Origin of the sequence: Salinibacterium sp. PAMC 21357, from assembly GCF_000247645.1 — a bacterium.
Classification (GTDB): domain Bacteria; phylum Actinomycetota; class Actinomycetes; order Actinomycetales; family Microbacteriaceae; genus Rhodoglobus.
In genome coordinates this window covers 275,400-291,399 of the sequence record NZ_AHWA01000002.1, presented here as the reverse complement: position 1 = coordinate 291,399, position 16,000 = coordinate 275,400, and the positions used below count along the sequence as shown (strand labels likewise).

At 57.6% G+C, this 16,000-nt stretch carries 16 protein-coding genes and 1 pseudogene; 10 read left to right on the top strand and 7 right to left on the bottom strand.

What is annotated here, in order from left to right; translation table 11 throughout:
- Positions 1–8 precede the first annotated feature (8 nt).
- Positions 9–2,102: a transketolase gene (gene tkt, locus ON14_RS01445; protein WP_010202534.1), complete on the bottom strand. Its 2,094-nt coding sequence runs from the start codon at positions 2,100–2,102 to the stop codon at positions 9–11.
- Between the two features lie 233 nt (positions 2,103–2,335).
- On the opposite strand from tkt, the gene ON14_RS01440 reads away from it, so the two are divergent.
- A complete protein-coding gene (locus ON14_RS01440; RefSeq protein WP_010202532.1) occupies positions 2,336–3,256 on the top strand; it encodes a heme o synthase in 921 nt (306 codons plus the stop codon).
- Between the two features lie 15 nt (positions 3,257–3,271).
- Here the strand turns inward: ON14_RS01440 and ON14_RS01435 are convergent, their stop codons facing one another.
- On the bottom strand, positions 3,272–4,210 hold the full coding sequence (locus ON14_RS01435; protein ID WP_010202531.1) for a COX15/CtaA family protein: 939 nt from the start codon (positions 4,208–4,210) through the stop codon (positions 3,272–3,274).
- A gap of 245 nt (positions 4,211–4,455) precedes the next feature.
- Here ON14_RS01435 and sufB point away from each other — a divergent pair, with 245 nt between their 5' ends.
- From sufB to ON14_RS01410, 5 genes and pseudogenes are all read left to right on the top strand, one after another.
- The gene (gene sufB / locus ON14_RS01430; protein WP_010202529.1) at positions 4,456–5,874 is read left to right on the top strand and encodes a Fe-S cluster assembly protein SufB; all 1,419 of its coding nucleotides are present in this window, start codon (positions 4,456–4,458) and stop codon (positions 5,872–5,874) included.
- Complete coding sequence (gene sufD, locus ON14_RS01425) at positions 5,875–7,062, top strand: Fe-S cluster assembly protein SufD (RefSeq protein ID WP_010202526.1); 1,188 nt, start codon at positions 5,875–5,877, stop codon at positions 7,060–7,062.
- Positions 7,059–7,394, top strand: a complete 336-nt coding sequence (locus ON14_RS01420) for a non-heme iron oxygenase ferredoxin subunit (protein WP_010202524.1) — start codon at positions 7,059–7,061, stop codon at positions 7,392–7,394. The genes sufD and ON14_RS01420 overlap by 4 nt, the downstream gene beginning before the upstream one ends.
- Before the next feature lie 35 nt (positions 7,395–7,429).
- Positions 7,430–8,194: a Fe-S cluster assembly ATPase SufC gene (gene sufC, locus ON14_RS01415; RefSeq protein WP_010202522.1), complete on the top strand. Its 765-nt coding sequence runs from the start codon at positions 7,430–7,432 to the stop codon at positions 8,192–8,194.
- A gap of 4 nt (positions 8,195–8,198) precedes the next feature.
- Positions 8,199–8,527: pseudogene (locus ON14_RS01410) on the top strand (metal-sulfur cluster assembly factor).
- A gap of 43 nt (positions 8,528–8,570) precedes the next feature.
- Here ON14_RS01410 and ON14_RS01405 read toward each other — a convergent pair.
- A complete protein-coding gene (locus ON14_RS01405; RefSeq protein WP_010202519.1) occupies positions 8,571–9,191 on the bottom strand; it encodes a biotin transporter BioY in 621 nt (206 codons plus the stop codon).
- Between the two features lie 121 nt (positions 9,192–9,312).
- Between ON14_RS01405 and ON14_RS01400 the strand changes: the two genes are divergently transcribed.
- Positions 9,313–10,911 (top strand): ABC-F family ATP-binding cassette domain-containing protein, encoded by a 1,599-nt coding sequence (locus tag ON14_RS01400; RefSeq protein WP_010202518.1) that lies wholly within the window; start codon positions 9,313–9,315, stop codon positions 10,909–10,911.
- 78 nt (positions 10,912–10,989) lie between these two features.
- Here the strand turns inward: ON14_RS01400 and ON14_RS01395 are convergent, their stop codons facing one another.
- Both ON14_RS01395 and ON14_RS01390 read right to left on the bottom strand, forming a co-directional pair.
- On the bottom strand, positions 10,990–11,826 hold the full coding sequence (locus ON14_RS01395) for an SURF1 family cytochrome oxidase biogenesis protein (protein ID WP_010202517.1): 837 nt from the start codon (positions 11,824–11,826) through the stop codon (positions 10,990–10,992).
- A gap of 235 nt (positions 11,827–12,061) precedes the next feature.
- Positions 12,062–12,364, bottom strand: a complete 303-nt coding sequence (locus ON14_RS01390) for a DUF3099 domain-containing protein (RefSeq protein WP_010202516.1) — start codon at positions 12,362–12,364, stop codon at positions 12,062–12,064.
- Positions 12,365–12,436: 72 nt separating this feature from the next.
- Here ON14_RS01390 and ON14_RS01385 point away from each other — a divergent pair, with 72 nt between their 5' ends.
- The gene (locus ON14_RS01385) at positions 12,437–13,159 is read left to right on the top strand and encodes a beta-ketoacyl-ACP reductase (protein WP_010202514.1); all 723 of its coding nucleotides are present in this window, start codon (positions 12,437–12,439) and stop codon (positions 13,157–13,159) included.
- A 28-nt stretch (positions 13,160–13,187) separates the two neighbouring features.
- Here ON14_RS01385 and serB read toward each other — a convergent pair whose 3' ends face one another.
- The gene (gene serB / locus ON14_RS01380; RefSeq protein WP_010202512.1) at positions 13,188–13,826 is read right to left on the bottom strand and encodes a phosphoserine phosphatase SerB; all 639 of its coding nucleotides are present in this window, start codon (positions 13,824–13,826) and stop codon (positions 13,188–13,190) included.
- Between the two features lie 129 nt (positions 13,827–13,955).
- On the opposite strand from serB, the gene ON14_RS01375 reads away from it, so the two are divergent.
- Together ON14_RS01375 and ON14_RS01370 are read left to right on the top strand one after the other, a co-directional pair.
- Complete coding sequence (locus ON14_RS01375) at positions 13,956–14,738, top strand: ABC transporter ATP-binding protein (RefSeq protein ID WP_010202511.1); 783 nt, start codon at positions 13,956–13,958, stop codon at positions 14,736–14,738.
- Between the two features lie 75 nt (positions 14,739–14,813).
- Entirely contained in the window at positions 14,814–15,065 is a 252-nt protein-coding gene (locus ON14_RS01370) for a type B 50S ribosomal protein L31 (RefSeq protein ID WP_010202510.1), read from the top strand.
- A gap of 136 nt (positions 15,066–15,201) precedes the next feature.
- Here ON14_RS01370 and ON14_RS01365 read toward each other — a convergent pair whose 3' ends face one another.
- Positions 15,202–15,903, bottom strand: coding sequence for a 3'-5' exonuclease (locus ON14_RS01365; RefSeq protein ID WP_026037455.1), 702 nt, complete (start codon positions 15,901–15,903; stop codon positions 15,202–15,204).
- Positions 15,904–16,000 lie beyond the last annotated feature (97 nt).

The following is a 16,000-nucleotide window of genomic DNA, read 5'->3' as shown; positions in this document are numbered from 1 at the left end:
TGGGGTGCCTAAACGGCATCCAGAGAATCGTGTGCGGCGGCCACTACGGCCTCGGTGGTGATCCCAAACTCACGGAACAGAGTCTTGTAGTCGGCAGATGCACCGAAGTGGTCAATCGAGATGCTGCGGCCAGCGTCTCCAACGTACTCGCGCCATCCGGTGGATACTCCCGCTTCTACGGAAACGCGTGCACGCACTGTAGAAGGCAAAACGGACTCGCGGTATTCCGCTGTCTGTTCAGCGAACCATTCAAGGCTCGGCGCGGATACAACGCGAGCGTTAATGCCTTCGGTCTTGAGTACCTCGCGTGCTTCGACAGCAAGCTGAACTTCTGAGCCAGTAGCGATCAGGATTACATCCGGAGTTCCGTTGGGAGCCTCGGCGAGCACATACGCTCCCTTGGCGACGTTGGATGCTGCTGCGAAGATTTCGCCGCTAGCAGCTGCTTCCCCGCGCTCAAACACGGGCACGTTTTGGCGGGTGAGGGCGATACCGGCGGGGCCGTTGCGACGCTCAAGGATCGTCTTCCACGCCCACGCAGTTTCGTTGGCGTCAGCCGGGCGTACGACATCCATTCCTGGAATCATGCGCAGGCTTGCGAGCTGCTCGATCGGCTGGTGGGTCGGGCCGTCCTCGCCGAGGGCGATTGAGTCGTGAGTCCACACGAAGATCGACGGCACCGCCATGAGTGCGGCAAGTCGAACCGCAGGACGCATGTAGTCGCTGAAGATGAGGAATGTGCCGCCGAACACGCGTGTATTTCCGTGCAGAACGATGCCGTTGATGATCGCGCCCATGGCGTGCTCACGGATACCGAAGTGCAATACGCGGCCGTACTCGTTGCCACTCCATTCGCCCGTTGAGTGCTCGCTCGGGATGAATGACGCTCCGCCAGCGATAGTCGTCAGGTTCGATTCCGCAAGGTCGGCGGAGCCGCCCCAGAGTTCGGGCATTACTGCACCGATCGCGCTCAGAACCTTGCCACTTGCTGCGCGTGTGGACACATCCTTGCCTGCTTCGAACTGGGGGAGTGCCGCATCTATGCCGTCGGGTAGTTCGCCGGAGAGAACTCGGTCGAGCAGTGTCTTGCGCTCAGGGTTTGCTGCTGCCCACTGATCGAACGTCTCGGTCCATTCGGCACGCTGCTGCTTGCCACGCTCCACAGCCAGACGGGTATGAGCGATCACATCATCGTCGACGACGAAGCTCTGCTCAGGGTCGAAACCAAGTGCCTTCTTCGTGCCAGCAAGTTCTTCCGCACCGAGGGCTGAACCGTGGATCTTTCCCGTGTTCTGCTTGCTGGGTGCTGGCCAGCCAATAATGGTGCGCAAAATAACCATTGACGGCTGATCGATGACAGCCTTTGCCGCTTCGATTGCGTCATTCAGGGCCTCTACGTCTTCTACGTATTCGCCCGTTTTCTTCCAGTCGACAACTTGTACGTGCCAGTTGTAGGCCTCGTAACGCATCTTGACATCTTCCGTGAAGGCGATGTTGGTGTCGTCTTCGATGGAGATTTGGTTGCTGTCGTAGAACGCAATGAGGTTGCCGAGCTTCTGGTGGCCCGCGAGCGAGGATGCTTCTGCGGATACGCCTTCTTGGAGGTCCCCGTCGCCAGCGATTACATACACAAAGTGGTCGAACGGGCTCGTGCCTGGGGCCGCGTCGGGATCGAAAAGTCCACGTTCGAAACGTGCGGCGTAGGCGAAGCCGACGGAAGACGCGATTCCCTGCCCAAGAGGACCGGTCGTGATCTCGACGCCCTTGGTGTGACCGAACTCGGGGTGTCCTGGAGTTAGCGAGCCCCATGTGCGCAGAGCCTTGAGGTCATCGAGCTCGAGTCCATAGCCGCCCAGGTAGAGCTGTACGTACTGAGTGAGTGAACTGTGGCCAACCGAGAGGATGAACCGATCACGGCCAAGCCATTGGTCATCGCTTGGATCACGACGCATAACCTTTTGAAAGAGCAAGTACGCGGCAGGCGCCAAACTCATCGCGGTACCGGGATGCCCGTTACCTACCTTCTCAACAGCATCTGCCGCCAGAATTCGAGCGGTGTTTACCGCTTTATTGTCGATGTGATCCCACTGAAAAGCTGCCACGAGAATAATGACCCTTCTGCACGCGAAGTGCCTGACCAGAAACGATCAGGGCACATGGACTACCCGCCACGCGACGTCATTGGCTCGGTCGATGATCCTGACCCGCCATAACAACTGTGCGCGAGCAAGCCACCGAGAGGCGGGCAACCCAAGTATAGGGAACCAGACAGGTGAACGTCGCCTTGCTACGGTCGCGGTCCGCGCAATTTCTCCAACGGCTTAGAATCGTAGGTATGGATGTCACTTTAGAAGACCGAGCGCAGCAGGACCGCATCGGCATCCTCCGCAAAATTCGCGCCTACGTCGCGCTTACTAAACCTCGAGTGATCGAGCTGCTACTCGTGACCACGGTGCCTGTGATGGTCCTTGCGGCTGGCGGCATCCCGAGTTTATGGCTGGTTTTGGCCACTCTCGTCGGCGGGATTCTCAGCGCTTCGTCAGCTAACGCCTTCAACTGTTACATAGACCGCGATATTGACCGTGTGATGGCCCGCACGAAGAACCGCCCGCTCGTCACTGGCGAACTCAGCGACCGTGAAGCACTCCTCTTTGCTTGGATCAGTGGAGTTGGGTCCGTTGTCTGGCTCGGTTTGCTCACGAATTGGCTTGCTGCGTCGCTCTCGTTGTTCGCAATTCTGTTTTACGTCTTCATTTACACGCTGCTGCTGAAGCGCCGCACCCCGCAAAACATCATCTGGGGAGGGATCGCAGGCTGCATGCCCGTTCTCATCGGATGGGCCGCAGTTACCAATGATCTGTCTTGGGCTGCATGGGTCCTTTTCGCAGTGGTGTTCCTGTGGACCCCGCCGCACTACTGGCCGCTATCGATGAAGTACCGCGCTGAGTACCAATCGGTGGGTGTGCCGATGCTCGCCGTTGTGCGGGGGCGCGCCGCTGTTGGTCTCCAAGTCATTTTGTACGCATGGGCAACAGTTGCCTGCTCATTGCTGCTGGTTCCGATTGCCGATATGGGGATCGTCTACACGGTGGTTGCCGCCGGCAGCGGTGCGTGGTTCATCATTGAGTCGCACCGGTTGTACTCCACAGCCATTCGCCATGGTGAAGTCAAGGCGATGCGCGTCTTCCACAGCTCCATTAGCTATTTGACGCTTGTCTTCCTCGCGGTTGGAATTGACCCACTGCTGCCGTTCTAGCAATAGCTCTTCGTACTAGAGCGCGGCTGGAGCCTTATCGGCGGCGGCAGAAACCTGTTGCGTCACGGAAGAACGCAGTGAGAGCACCACGACGGTCATCGCAGCAGCAATCGTGCAGGCAATAATCATGTGGCTGCCAACCAACAGAATAGGTAGTCCCGAACGAGACTGGATGATTCCCACTAGCGCTTGAACGACTTCGAGCACGAGCAGCAATATGGCGAAATTCATCACGCGGCGGTGACCGCGGATTGCGAGCATTATTACGAGTGCGAGCGTCGTGACCACCAGCGCGTAGCCGGGCCAGCTGTGCACGTGTTGAAGGATGGTGGCATCGAGCCCGTTGCGCGCAGTACCGTCATCACCCGCGTGCGGGCCCGCACCGGTGGTCAGGATCCCGGCGATGATCGTGAGCGCCACGAATAGGCTTGTCACATGGGTGAGAATCGCAATCGGTTTCGAGACAAGTAGCTGATCGCCTCTAAGCCCGGTCCAGACCCGATAGACAAGAGCAGCGCTCACCGCCACGAGGATCGCGGAGATTGCAAAGTGCACGCCAACAACGCTCGGGTCAAGCTGAACCCGTACTGATAGACCACCAATGAGGCCCTGAAGTACAGTTCCGCCCAAGATAACGAGCGCCAGGGTCATCAGGTCCCGGCGTTGACGACGAAGTCGAAGCACCATCAGCACCATCAGGATCGCGACGAAACCAACGATGATCGATAACAGTCGGTTGCCAAACTCGATGGCCCCGTGCAAGCCCATCTCGGGGGTTGCGACTAGTGAGGCATCGGTGCAGAGGGGCCAAGTTGGGCATCCGAGGCCGGAGCCGGTGAGACGAACCGCGCCGCCAGTCGCCACAATCAGGATCTGGATAACCAGCGAAGTCACTGCAAAAAATCGCACTCGAGCATCGACGGACTTGGGTAAACGTGCGATGACGGCGTTCACGGCCGTACCTCCTGTTATTTCTAGCTTCTGCCTGTAGAATGGATTGCGTTCAGGAACACAGCCCATGCCGGGAAGTCAATGATGACAGCGAGGTAATCCTTGCTCGTCCTGTTTCAGTCTAAGTTCGCCCACGAAGTGTTTTGTCACCGTGCAGGCGAACCTCACGAAATATTCCCGGCAATGTGCTGTGCGAAGGAATGCCAACGCAGCCACCTTGGTTGATAGAGGCAGGAAAAGAGGTACCAATGTCTGACGTGCTGATCGATCGTCCGGAACTCAATGGCATGGGCCAGTATGAGTTTGGCTGGGCTGACTCCGACGCTGCGGGAGCTTCTGCACGACGGGGCATCAACGAAGAGGTCGTCCGCGACATCTCTACGTTGAAGAATGAACCCGAGTCCATGCTCAAGCTGCGTCTCAAGGGCCTCGAGCTATTCGGCCGTAAACCAATGCCGAAGTGGGGTGCCGATTTGTCGGGCATCGACTTCGACAACATCAAATACTTTGTGCGCTCCACTGAGAAGCAGGCGCAGACGTGGGAAGACCTTCCCGCCGACATCCGCGATACCTACGAAAAGCTGGGCATCCCCGAGGCCGAACGCAACCGCCTCGTGTCTGGCGTCGCAGCTCAGTACGAGTCTGAGGTCGTCTTCCACTCGATTAACGCTGAGCTTGAAGCTCAGGGCGTCATTTTCATGGATACCGACACGGCGCTCCGCGAGCACCCTGAGTTCTTCGATGAGTACTTTGGCACGGTAATTCCGGCTGGTGACAACAAGTTCGCCGCGTTGAACACTGCAGTGTGGTCTGGTGGTTCTTTCGTCTACGTTCCCAAGGGCGTTCACGTAGAAATTCCGCTTCAGGCCTACTTCCGTATCAATACCGAAAATATGGGCCAGTTCGAACGCACGTTGATCATTGCTGACGAAGGCTCCTACGTTCACTACATCGAGGGTTGCACTGCCCCGATTTACAAGTCGGACTCGCTGCACTCTGCCGTAGTAGAAATTATCGTGAAGAAGAATGCACGCGTTCGATACACGACGATTCAAAACTGGTCGAACAACGTGTACAACTTGGTGACCAAGCGCGCCATCGCTCATGAGGGCGCGACGATGGAGTGGATCGATGGCAACATCGGCTCCAAGGTCACGATGAAGTACCCCTCGATCTATCTGGTAGGCGAGCACGCAAAGGGCGAGACTCTTTCGGTTGCTTTCGCGGGCCCGGGTCAGCATCAAGATGCCGGTGCCAAGATGATCCACATGGCGCCGTACACAACGTCGTCCATCGTTTCCAAGTCTGTTGCCCGTGGTGGCGGCCGAGCTGGTTACCGTGGTGAAGTCCGTGTCGATGAGAAGGCCCATCACTCCGCGAATACCGTTCGCTGCGATGCCCTCTTGGTTGACACCATTTCGCGCTCTGATACCTACCCGGCGATTGACATCCGTGTGGATGACGTTCAACTTGGCCACGAAGCAACAGTTTCGAAGGTCAGCGCTGAGCAACTCTTCTATCTTCAGTCTCGTGGCATGGAAGAAGATGAGGCAATGGCGATGATCGTCCGCGGCTTCATCGAACCCATCGCGCGCGAACTGCCCATGGAGTACGCCTTCGAACTCAATAAGCTCATTGAACTGAGCATGGAAGGATCCGTCGGCTAAATGACGCTCGTTACACCAGAACAACACGGACTTAAGGCCCATAGCGACGGCGGCTGGGATGCGGACGACAAGGGTTTCGTTCCCGTTCAAACGCGCTCTGCGCGCCCCAAGTCGTTCGAACACGCCGATTTCGCGCCCGTCAACGGCCTAGAAGCGGATTGGAAGCTCACTCCGGTGAAGCTGATCAAGCCGCTTCTCGATGACGTGCTCGACGGCACACCCTACGCGATTGAGACCGACGCGCCTGAGAACGTCACGGTTGAGTGGGTAGCTCGTGACGACGCGCGCGTCGCCTCGGCGGGTGAACCTGAGGATCGCGCATCCGCTAACGCGTGGACCAACTTCGACAAGGCCTTGGCGATCACGGTCACGGGTGAAGAACACGCCACGGTACGGATCTCACGCTCTGATATGGGCGCCTCAGCGCGCGCGGCACACACCGTGATAACAGCGCGCCCCCATAGCAATAGCACGGTGCTCATCGAGTCATCTGGATCGGCCTTGCTCAGCGAGAATGTTGAGATTGTGGTCGAAGATGGTGCGACTCTCAATGTCGTCAGCGTTCAAGATTGGGCTGACGACGCTATCCATCTTGCAAGCCACTTCGTTCAAGTTGGCCGCGACGCTACCCTCAAGCACACGTTGGTGTCGCTTGGCGGCAAGGTTGTGCGCGTGAACCCTTCAGTACATCTCTCTGGGGAGGGCGCTGACGGCGAGCTCTATGGACTGTACTTCGCCGACGAAGGACAACACCTTGAACAGCGTGTTTACCTTCACCACCAGGCCGCGCAGACTCGCGGCCGCGTGAACTACAAGGGTGCCCTTCAAGGCGCCGGTGCACGCACGGTGTGGGTGGGCGATGTCCTCATCGGCAGTGGTGGATCAGGAACCGATAGCTACGAGCAGAACCGAAACCTCGTGCTCACCGAGGGCACTCGCGCCGACTCGATCCCGAACCTTGAGATCGAAACCGGTGACATTCAAGGCGCAGGCCACGCGAGCGCAACTGGCCGTTTCGACGACGAGCAGTTGTTCTATCTGCAGGCCCGCGGCATCTCTGAGGCCGAGGCTCGTCGTCTCGTCGTCATTGGGTTCCTCGCCGAGATCGTTCAGAAGGTCGGCGACGAGCAGCTAGAAGCTCGGCTGCATACTGCAATCGAATCTGAGTTGGAAGGCACGAACTCGTGACCTCCCAGCGTGTCTGTGGCATTGATGAGCTCGAACTCAATAAGGCGTATCGGGTTGATCTTGACGGCACCGCAATCTGCGTCGTTAAGGACTCCGCCGGCGTTGTACACGCGATCGGTGACACCTGCACGCATGGTGACATCTCACTTGCCGAAGGCTTTGTCGAAGACGGTGCTATCGAATGTTGGGCGCACGGTTCGCTTTTCTCCCTTGACACCGGCAAGCCGCTGAGCCTGCCAGCCTATGAACCTGTACCGGTCTTTGTAGTGAAGATCGACGACGACGGAGGGGTCCATATTGACCCCGAGGACACCGTCGCCATCGAGAGCTAACCGCTCTCTATACGAGACCACGAAGGAAAGAAATAATGTCAGTACTGTCAGTAAAAGACTTACACGTCAGTGTCGAAACCGAACAGGGCACCAAGCAGATCCTCAAAGGCGTTGACCTTGAGATCAAGCAGGGCGAAATCCACGCCATCATGGGTCCTAACGGTTCGGGCAAGTCCACTCTCGCTTATACAATCGCCGGCCACCCGAAGTATCACGTAGAGAGCGGTTCGATCACGCTCGATGGTGCAGAAGTGCTCGATATGACCATCGATCAGCGTGCTCGTGCTGGCCTCTTCTTGGCTATGCAATACCCGGTTGAAATTCCGGGTGTTAAGGTCGCTGACTTCTTGCGCACCGCAAAGACTGCGCTTTCTGGCGAGGCCCCGGCTCTGCGCCCCTGGATCAAAGAAGTCAACGGTGCGATGAAGGCTCTCCGCATGGAGAAAGCTTTCTCCGACCGTAACGTTAACGAGGGTTTCTCTGGCGGAGAGAAGAAGCGCAACGAGATTCTTCAGCTTGAGCTGCTCAAGCCACGTTTCGCTGTTCTCGATGAGACTGACTCCGGCCTCGACGTCGACGCGCTCAAGATCGTTTCGGAGGGTGTCAACCGTGCTCGAGAGTCGACGGGCCTCGGCTTGCTCTTGATCACTCACTACACCCGCATTTTGCGTTACATCAAGCCAGACTTCGTTCACGTATTCGTTGATGGTCGCGTCGCTGAAGAGGGCGGCCCCGAGCTTGCCGACCGCCTCGAAAACGAAGGCTATGATCGATTTTTGACCGACACGAGCGTAGTCTAAGCGTATGTCTACCGTTCTTGCACCCGCCCTATTTGACGAGGTCGAAGAAGCGCTCAAAGACGTCGTGACCCTGAACTCGGTGTGAATATTGTCGATCTCGGCCTGATCTATGACTTGAGTTGGGATCCAGAGAACAACGCGCTCATCATCAGCATGACGCTGACGTCGGCGGGTTGCCCTTTAACTGACGTCATCGAGGAACAGATCGCTCAATCTCTCGACAATGTCGTAGAAGCTTTCCGCATCAACTGGGTGTGGATGCCGCCGTGGGGTCCCGAAAAGATTACTGATGACGGTCGTGACATGATGCGCGCTTTAGGGTTCTCAATCTAGCTAGCCAGATCGCTTGAGGCGACCGCTGCTCGTGAACCCCTCGCTATTGCAGGGCAGGTTCACGGGCGGCCTTGCGCAGAATGGCTCTCCAACTGAGAGCGAAAATCGCGGAAGCCAGAAGGATCTTGATTGTTGCTCCGAGGAGGAATGGCGTAAATCCTGCGGCGAGTAAATTCGTGATGCGGTTTTCGCTCTCCATCCGTTCTAATGCGAAGCTCAGACCTGCCAGGCCGAAGAGAAACGTCACCGCTGTCCCCAAGCTCGTGGCGGCCGTTGCCAGAGCAAACGAACGGTCCCATTTTTTTTCGGCAAGAAATCCGACCAGCGCTGCAGAAACCACGAAACCAGCGATATAGCCGCCGGATGGACCTGTGAGAACCTCAAGGCCGGAGCCTAAATTACTAAACACCGGAAACCCCATCACACCGAGTGTTGCGTAAAGAATCATCGCTAGCGCGCCGCGGAGTGCGCCCAAAGCCATCCCGACCACCAGAACTGCAAGAGTCTGGGCTGTCACGGGGACGGGATAGAGCGGTACGACGAATTGCGCAGCGATAGCCGTAAGTGCGGCACCCGCTACGACGAAAGTCACGCTCGATGCAATATTTTGACCAAAAATCCGATCAACGATAGTCGGCCGCAACCCCAAGGTTGTATCGCTCATAGAGGAGCTCTCCGGATCGTCTAGATCTGCGACTGCACTTCGCAGCCGACGCTAGGAAGTAGACTAGTTGGTTGGTGCTGTCGCCCGTAAACCCTAACCCCAAAGATTTGGATGTTTTCCCGTGCTTGCTGTGCATGATCTCGAGTTGCGCGTTGGCGCACGCATGCTGATGCAGGGCGTCAATTTCAGGGTAGACCGCGGCGACAAAATTGGTTTGGTCGGGCGAAATGGCGCCGGCAAAACGACCCTCACCAAGACCCTCGCTGGCGAACTGGAATCCACCGGTGGTTCCATCGAGCGCACTGGCGAAATCGGCTATCTTCCTCAGGATCCGCGCTCCGGGAATCCCGAAGATCTGGCGCGCACGCGCATTCTCGACGCCCGTGGCTTAGGCAGCATTGTTTTAGAAATGCGCCAGGCTCAAGACGAAATGGGCAGTAGCGATCCAGAGATCAGTGCCGCCGCGATGAATCGCTACGGCAAACTGGACGACCGCTTTCATTCGCTAGGCGGCTACGCTGCCGAAGCAGAAGCCGCGTCAATCGCGAGCAACCTGAGCCTTCCTGACCGTATTCTCGATCAGGCATTGTCCACGCTCTCTGGCGGTCAGCGCCGACGAATCGAACTTGCCCGCATCCTCTTCTCTGGTGCCGACACGATGCTGCTCGACGAGCCAACCAACCACCTTGATGCAGACTCGGTTGTCTGGCTTCGCGAGTTTCTCAAGAACTTTAGTGGTGGCCTGATCGTGATCAGCCACGATGTTGAGCTGGTTGAAGACACCGTGAATAAGGTGTTCTACCTTGATGCCAATCGGCAGCAGATCGACCAATACAACATGGGCTGGAAGCACTACTTGCGCCAGCGTCAGTCTGACGAAGAACGCCGTAAAAAGGAACGCGCAAACGCGGAGAAGAAGGCGAGCACTCTGCAGGCACAGGCCGCAAAGTTCGGTGCTAAGGCATCGAAGGCGGCGTCAGCTCACCAGATGGTGGCGCGGGCCGAGAAACTCCTCGCGGGTCTTGATGACGTTCGCGCCAACGATCGTGTTGCAGCATTGCGTTTTCCCGATCCTGCTCCTTGTGGGCGCACTCCGCTGATGGGCTTCAATCTCAGCAAGAGCTATGGCTCACTTGAAATCTTTGCCTCGGTCGACCTCGCAATCGACCGCGGGTCCAAAGTGGTTATCCTCGGTTTCAACGGTGCCGGAAAGACCACGCTGTTGCGGATGCTCGCCGGTGTGGACGAGCCTGATACCGGTCGGATCGAACCAGGTCACGGACTTCGCATCGGCTACTACGCGCAAGAGCACGAAACCATCGATGTAAAGCGTTCGGTTCTCGAAAATATGGTGTCCTCGTCGCCCAACATCACCGAAATGGAAGCCCGCCGAGTTCTGGGATCCTTCTTGTTCACCGGCGATGATTCGGCAAAGCCCGCTGGCGTACTCTCCGGTGGAGAGAAGACTCGACTGGCCCTCGCCATGATCGTGGTTAGCGGCGCAAACGTGTTGCTCCTCGACGAACCAACTAACAACTTGGACCCTGCCAGCCGTGAAGAGATTCTGGGCGCCCTCGCTAACTACAAGGGTGCCGTTGTGCTCGTGAGCCACGATGAAGGCGCCGTTGAGGCGCTCAACCCAGAGCGCGTGCTGATTCTTCCTGACGGCATCGAGGACCACTGGAACAAGGACTACGCCGACCTGATCTCTTTGGCCTAGTTCGCCCCTTCGGCCCAGCTCGCAGTCGATAGCACTGCGCTATGCAGGGGAACGCCCGTCGTTCAAATAGTGCGTTAATTATGCATCTAAGATGGCGTCTTCGATTTCTGCGTCCGTGGGGCCGCGGTCTTCTACTTTTTGTTTGCGCTTTTCTGCGCGTTCGCGTTCGACCGGATCCGCTTCATTGATGAGCCGATACTCCTGACGAATCGCCCAGCCGAGACCGATGAAAGCCAGTACTCCGAACGCCACCCACTGGAACGCGTACGACAGATGTGCGCCTTCGTCTAGGAGCGGTTTGGGATACGCAAGCGGCATCTCAGCAACACCGGGAGATTCTGATGCAAGAATTCCATAGCCACCGGTGTAGGTCGGCTGGTTGAGAATCTCGGCGACGGTCGGGAGGTGGATTGTTGCCACCTGACCAGCTGGGGCAGACCGCCCCTGAACTGTTGGTTCGCTTGGCTTGAGCCTCATCACGACATCTACTCGACCCGATGGGGGAGCGGGGACGGCGTCTGGGGCGTCCTGGCTGTTGCCGGCGGGCACCCAACCGCGATCCACAATGATCAGACGGCCACTGTCGAGTTGAAACGGCACGAGAATTTCGAATCCTGGCTGCCCTGAATAAGGGCGACCTCGAACGAGAAGTTGTTCTGATGCCAAATACTGGCCACTTACCGCGACCGACATCCACTTATTGTCGACGTCGAACTCGCTGAGTTCTGGCATAACATCACTCAGCTGTAGAGGATCGGATTCCCAGTTTGTGCTCACGCGAGCCACCTCGGCAGCTGCTTCTTCTCGGCGATCGAACTGCCAGTGAGAGAGGAACACACACCCGATCGCAAAGCCGATAACGAGGGCGAGGTAACCGAACCAGCGTTGTGAGAACGCGAATCGCCACTTGTTCATTGCCCGGCTCCATCGAGAACGACTGCGGCCGGTTGCGCCAATTCGCTGACCACAACGGGAAAACTTCTACTGCTGAGGTACTGCTGGAGATAATCGACATGCTCGTCACACGCTAGCCAAATCTTCACCCGATCAAGACCATGGATGCGAGGATTGCGCCAGTTAACGTTCCAGCTAGCGTCTAGCAAGCATCCTGATCGCGAGCACCGGGACGTCGCGGGGCCACTCTCGCCAATCACCGATGTGCCTCATCAGAAGTGCTTGAGTGGTATGACGGGTCTGCCGAGCTCAAAGCGAATTGGCCGGGAGCATCAATAGGACCGGATCGACGGGTTGTCACGTTTGCTAGTACAACTGCGACGTAGGGCAGAACTACCGCGCCTAAGACGGGCAAGACAAGCCACCACCCGCGAACAAAGACGCACAGAAGAACGCACACAATTCGGATGCCCATCGCGATCGAGTAATTGATCGCGCGTCTGCGGCGCTCGTCATCGGGTCGTTCGGGAAGCGAAGTGATCGACTGAGGACTGTTCATGGGCTTTCTTAGTTCGTCGAAGGTAGGTACCCCTAAGCCTACGCCGCTAGCCGCGACTATATGCTGGGAACCATGATCAGCACAGCACCAGCACCTCGTATCGTTCTCGTCACTGGAGGCAACCGCGGCATTGGCCGTGCGATTGCGGAGGAGTTTGTAGCGTTGGGGCACAAAGTTGCCGTTACCGCTCGCACCGGAACCGGCCCCGAGGGAACGCTTACGGTTATCGCTGACGTAACGGATCCTGCGAGCATCGATGCGGCCTTCACCGAAATCGAAGCGAAACTGGGTGCGGTGGAGGTTCTCGTTGCCAACGCCGGCATCACCAGGGACATGTTGCTCATGCGCATGAGTGACGACGACTTCACCGAGGTCGTCGACACCAACCTTTCCGGTGCTTTTCGTGTCGTCAAGCGAGCTTCCAAGGCAATGATGAAGGCTCGATTTGGGCGCATCATTCTCGTCTCGAGCGTTGTCGGCCTTCTCGGCTCTGCAGGCCAGGTGAACTATTCAGCATCGAAGAGCGGGCTTATCGGCCTGGCGCGTTCGTTGACTAGAGAATTGGGCAGTCGAGGAATTACGGCGAACGTGATTGCGCCGGGGTTCATCGAGACCGATATGACCGCGGCGCTCCCTGCTGAACAGCAGGATGCGTACCTCAAACAAATTCCGGCAAACCGCTTCGCCCAACCACAAGAAGTTGCCCGGGCGATTGCCTGGCTAGCAAGTGATGATGCAGCCTACATTTCTGGCGCCGTCATCCCCATCGACGGTGGCCTCGGAATGGGGCACTAATTCGCACCATTTCGGGCGCGGTGCTGGTCTAACCACGAAGCCCGATCAGCGGCAGAATCGCGCTCAAATCGCGCGAGTCGATATGAACATCTGCGTTGGCGCGCACAATCGGCTTCGCCGTGATGCCGACAGACAGTGCGGCCGCTTTCATCATGAGCAAATCGTTCGCGCCATCGCCCACCGCAATTGTTGCCGCTAGGGGAGTACCAGAGTGCTCGGCCCATTCGCGGAGCGCGTCTGCTTTGGCCTGAGCATCAATAACCGGGCCACTAACGACACCGGTGAGCTTGCCATCAAGGATTTCGAGTCGGTTCGCACGCGCGTAACTAAGCCCTAGGCGGCGGGAGAGGGGATCGAGTAGTTCATGAAACCCGCCCGAGACGGCAGCAACGTTCCCGCCGGCCGCTGTTACTGCCGCAATCATCTCCTCAGCGCCCAGCGTTACGCGAATGTCTCGTGCGCACTCAGCAAAAACCGACTCGGGCAGACCTGCGAGCGTTGATACTCTCGCTCGCAAGCTCGCGGCAAAATCCAGTTCGCCGTTCATCGCTCGAGTGGTGATTTCGGCAACTTCGGGCTCAGAACCCGCATGAGCGGCCAACAACTCGATGGCTTCGTTCTCGATGAGAGTCGAGTCAACATCGAGTACAACGAGAAATTTCGCCAAAGTCTGAAGCCTTTCGTGCGGCAGCGGTGGTAATTCGGTGCCGGATCGACACGACGCCACACGCCAGACTATCGGGATCGTTCGAGTGGCTTCCCCGCGCGGCGCTCAGAGCGAATAGGATAGGTGATCATGGCTAGCGTTCTCACCTTTTCCGACGTATCCGTTACTCGAAACGGCACCACGATCCTCGACTCTATTTCGTGGAGCGCGAAAGCATCCGACCGGTGGGTGATTTTGGGGCCAAACGGCGCAGGCAAGACGACCTTGTTGCAGTTGGCCGCCGCCCAAATACACCCGAGTTCCGGAGAAGTGGTTGTGCTTGAGAGCACTCTCGGCTCCGCCGACGTGTTCGACGTACGCCCACGAATCGGCTTTGCGTCAACGGCGCTCGCGCGTCGTGTGCCCAATAGTGAACGTGTCATTGATGTTGTACTCACTGCCGCTTACTCCGTAACCGGGCGATGGAACGAGCAGTACGAAAAAGTTGACCTTCGTCGTGCACGTCGAGTGCTCGCCGAGTGGAGCCTCTCGCACTTGGAAGATCGTCGCTTCGGTGAGCTTAGCGACGGTGAACAGAAACGTGTTCAGATCGCTCGTTCTGTCATGACCGATCCAGAACTTCTCTTACTTGACGAGCCGGCCGCGAGTCTCGACCTCGGTGCACGCGAAGAGCTTGTTCAACTTTTGAGTGGATATGCGAAAGCACAAACCGCGCCAGCCATCGTCATGGTCACTCACCATGTTGAAGAAATTCCTCAGGGATTTACGCACGCGCTGATTATCACCAACGGCACAGTGCATAGCGCCGGTAAGATTGACGATGTCGTGACGTCAGAGAACTTGAGTGCCGCATTCGGACTTGAGCTCGTCATCACGAAAGACGCTGGCCGCTACACCGCACGAGCTGCCTAAACCTCTGATAGGCTTGTGTGTCGGTCCGCGTGGCCGCCTAAGTCTTTCTTTTAATCCAGAACCCAGGGAAATCCAATGAAGTCCGAGACCCACCCCACATACATGCCCATCGTTTTTCGCGACCTCGCGTCGGGATCAACGTTCCTCACTCGCTCGACAGTGACGAGCGAGAAGACGATCGAGTGGGAAGACGGAACCACGTACCCGGTGATTGACGTCGAGATTTCCTCCGAGTCGCACCCGTTCTACACGGGCAAGCAGCGCATCATGGACTCTGCTGGCCGTGTTGAGAAGTTCAAGAACCGTTACAAGGGCTTCGGCAACTAGTAACACCCATCTTTTCCTGAAGGCGACCGGTACTCCGGTCGCCTTCAGTCGTTAACGCAGATAGTAGTCGGCGCGCGCCATGCGCGGGCAAGAAAAACTCCTCGCCCACGCACGGAAACGTTGGTCGCCGCGAGCTCTAAAGTTCGGGTAACGAACGAACGGGCCATTCGCCATTTGCGACGAAAGTGTGATCACCCTTTGACGAACGCATGTAGTCCTGGAAGCTTGCGGCCTGGTCGGAATACCACTGACGCTGGTTCTTGTGAAGTTCTGCGAAGGGGATGCTTAGTTCTGCAGCGAACTTCACCAATAGCGCTTGCGCGACGCGAGCGGCCGCGATCGCATCTGATCCCGCATCGTGCGCGTCATCAAGAGACACGCCGTACAGGCCCGATGTCACTTCAAGGGTGCGCTTTCCTCGTCGGTAACGATCCACCGCTTTGTCAATGACGAGCGGGTCGATGACCACATATGGCTCAGCAAGGCTGTCGAGCGAATGACGACGACATTCGCGATCGAGGAGGGAGAGATCATAGGGAGCGTTGTAGACAACCAACGGGATGCCTAGGGCGCAAGTGACTCTGAGCGTTTGCACGATCTCGGCGACCACGATAGCGGCCTGACGGCCTTCAGCACGAGCGCGCTCAGTAGAGATACCGTGAATTGCTGCAGCACCCTCCGGGATTTCGATCCCCGGATCTGCCAACCAATCCCATCGTGAGATGACAGCGCCAGAGGCGTCGACAATCGCGATGCATGCGGAAACGATACGGCTGGTTTCGACGTCAACGCCAGTGGTTTCAAGATCGAAGGTAGCTAGGGTGCCCGAGTTGCTCATGAACTCAGCGTAGGCGGGCGCACCGACAGCCGGAACACGGCTCGCGGATATCCCGGCGGCAAGCCCCATTGTTGGCGGCGCGATTGCGCCAGTGCCA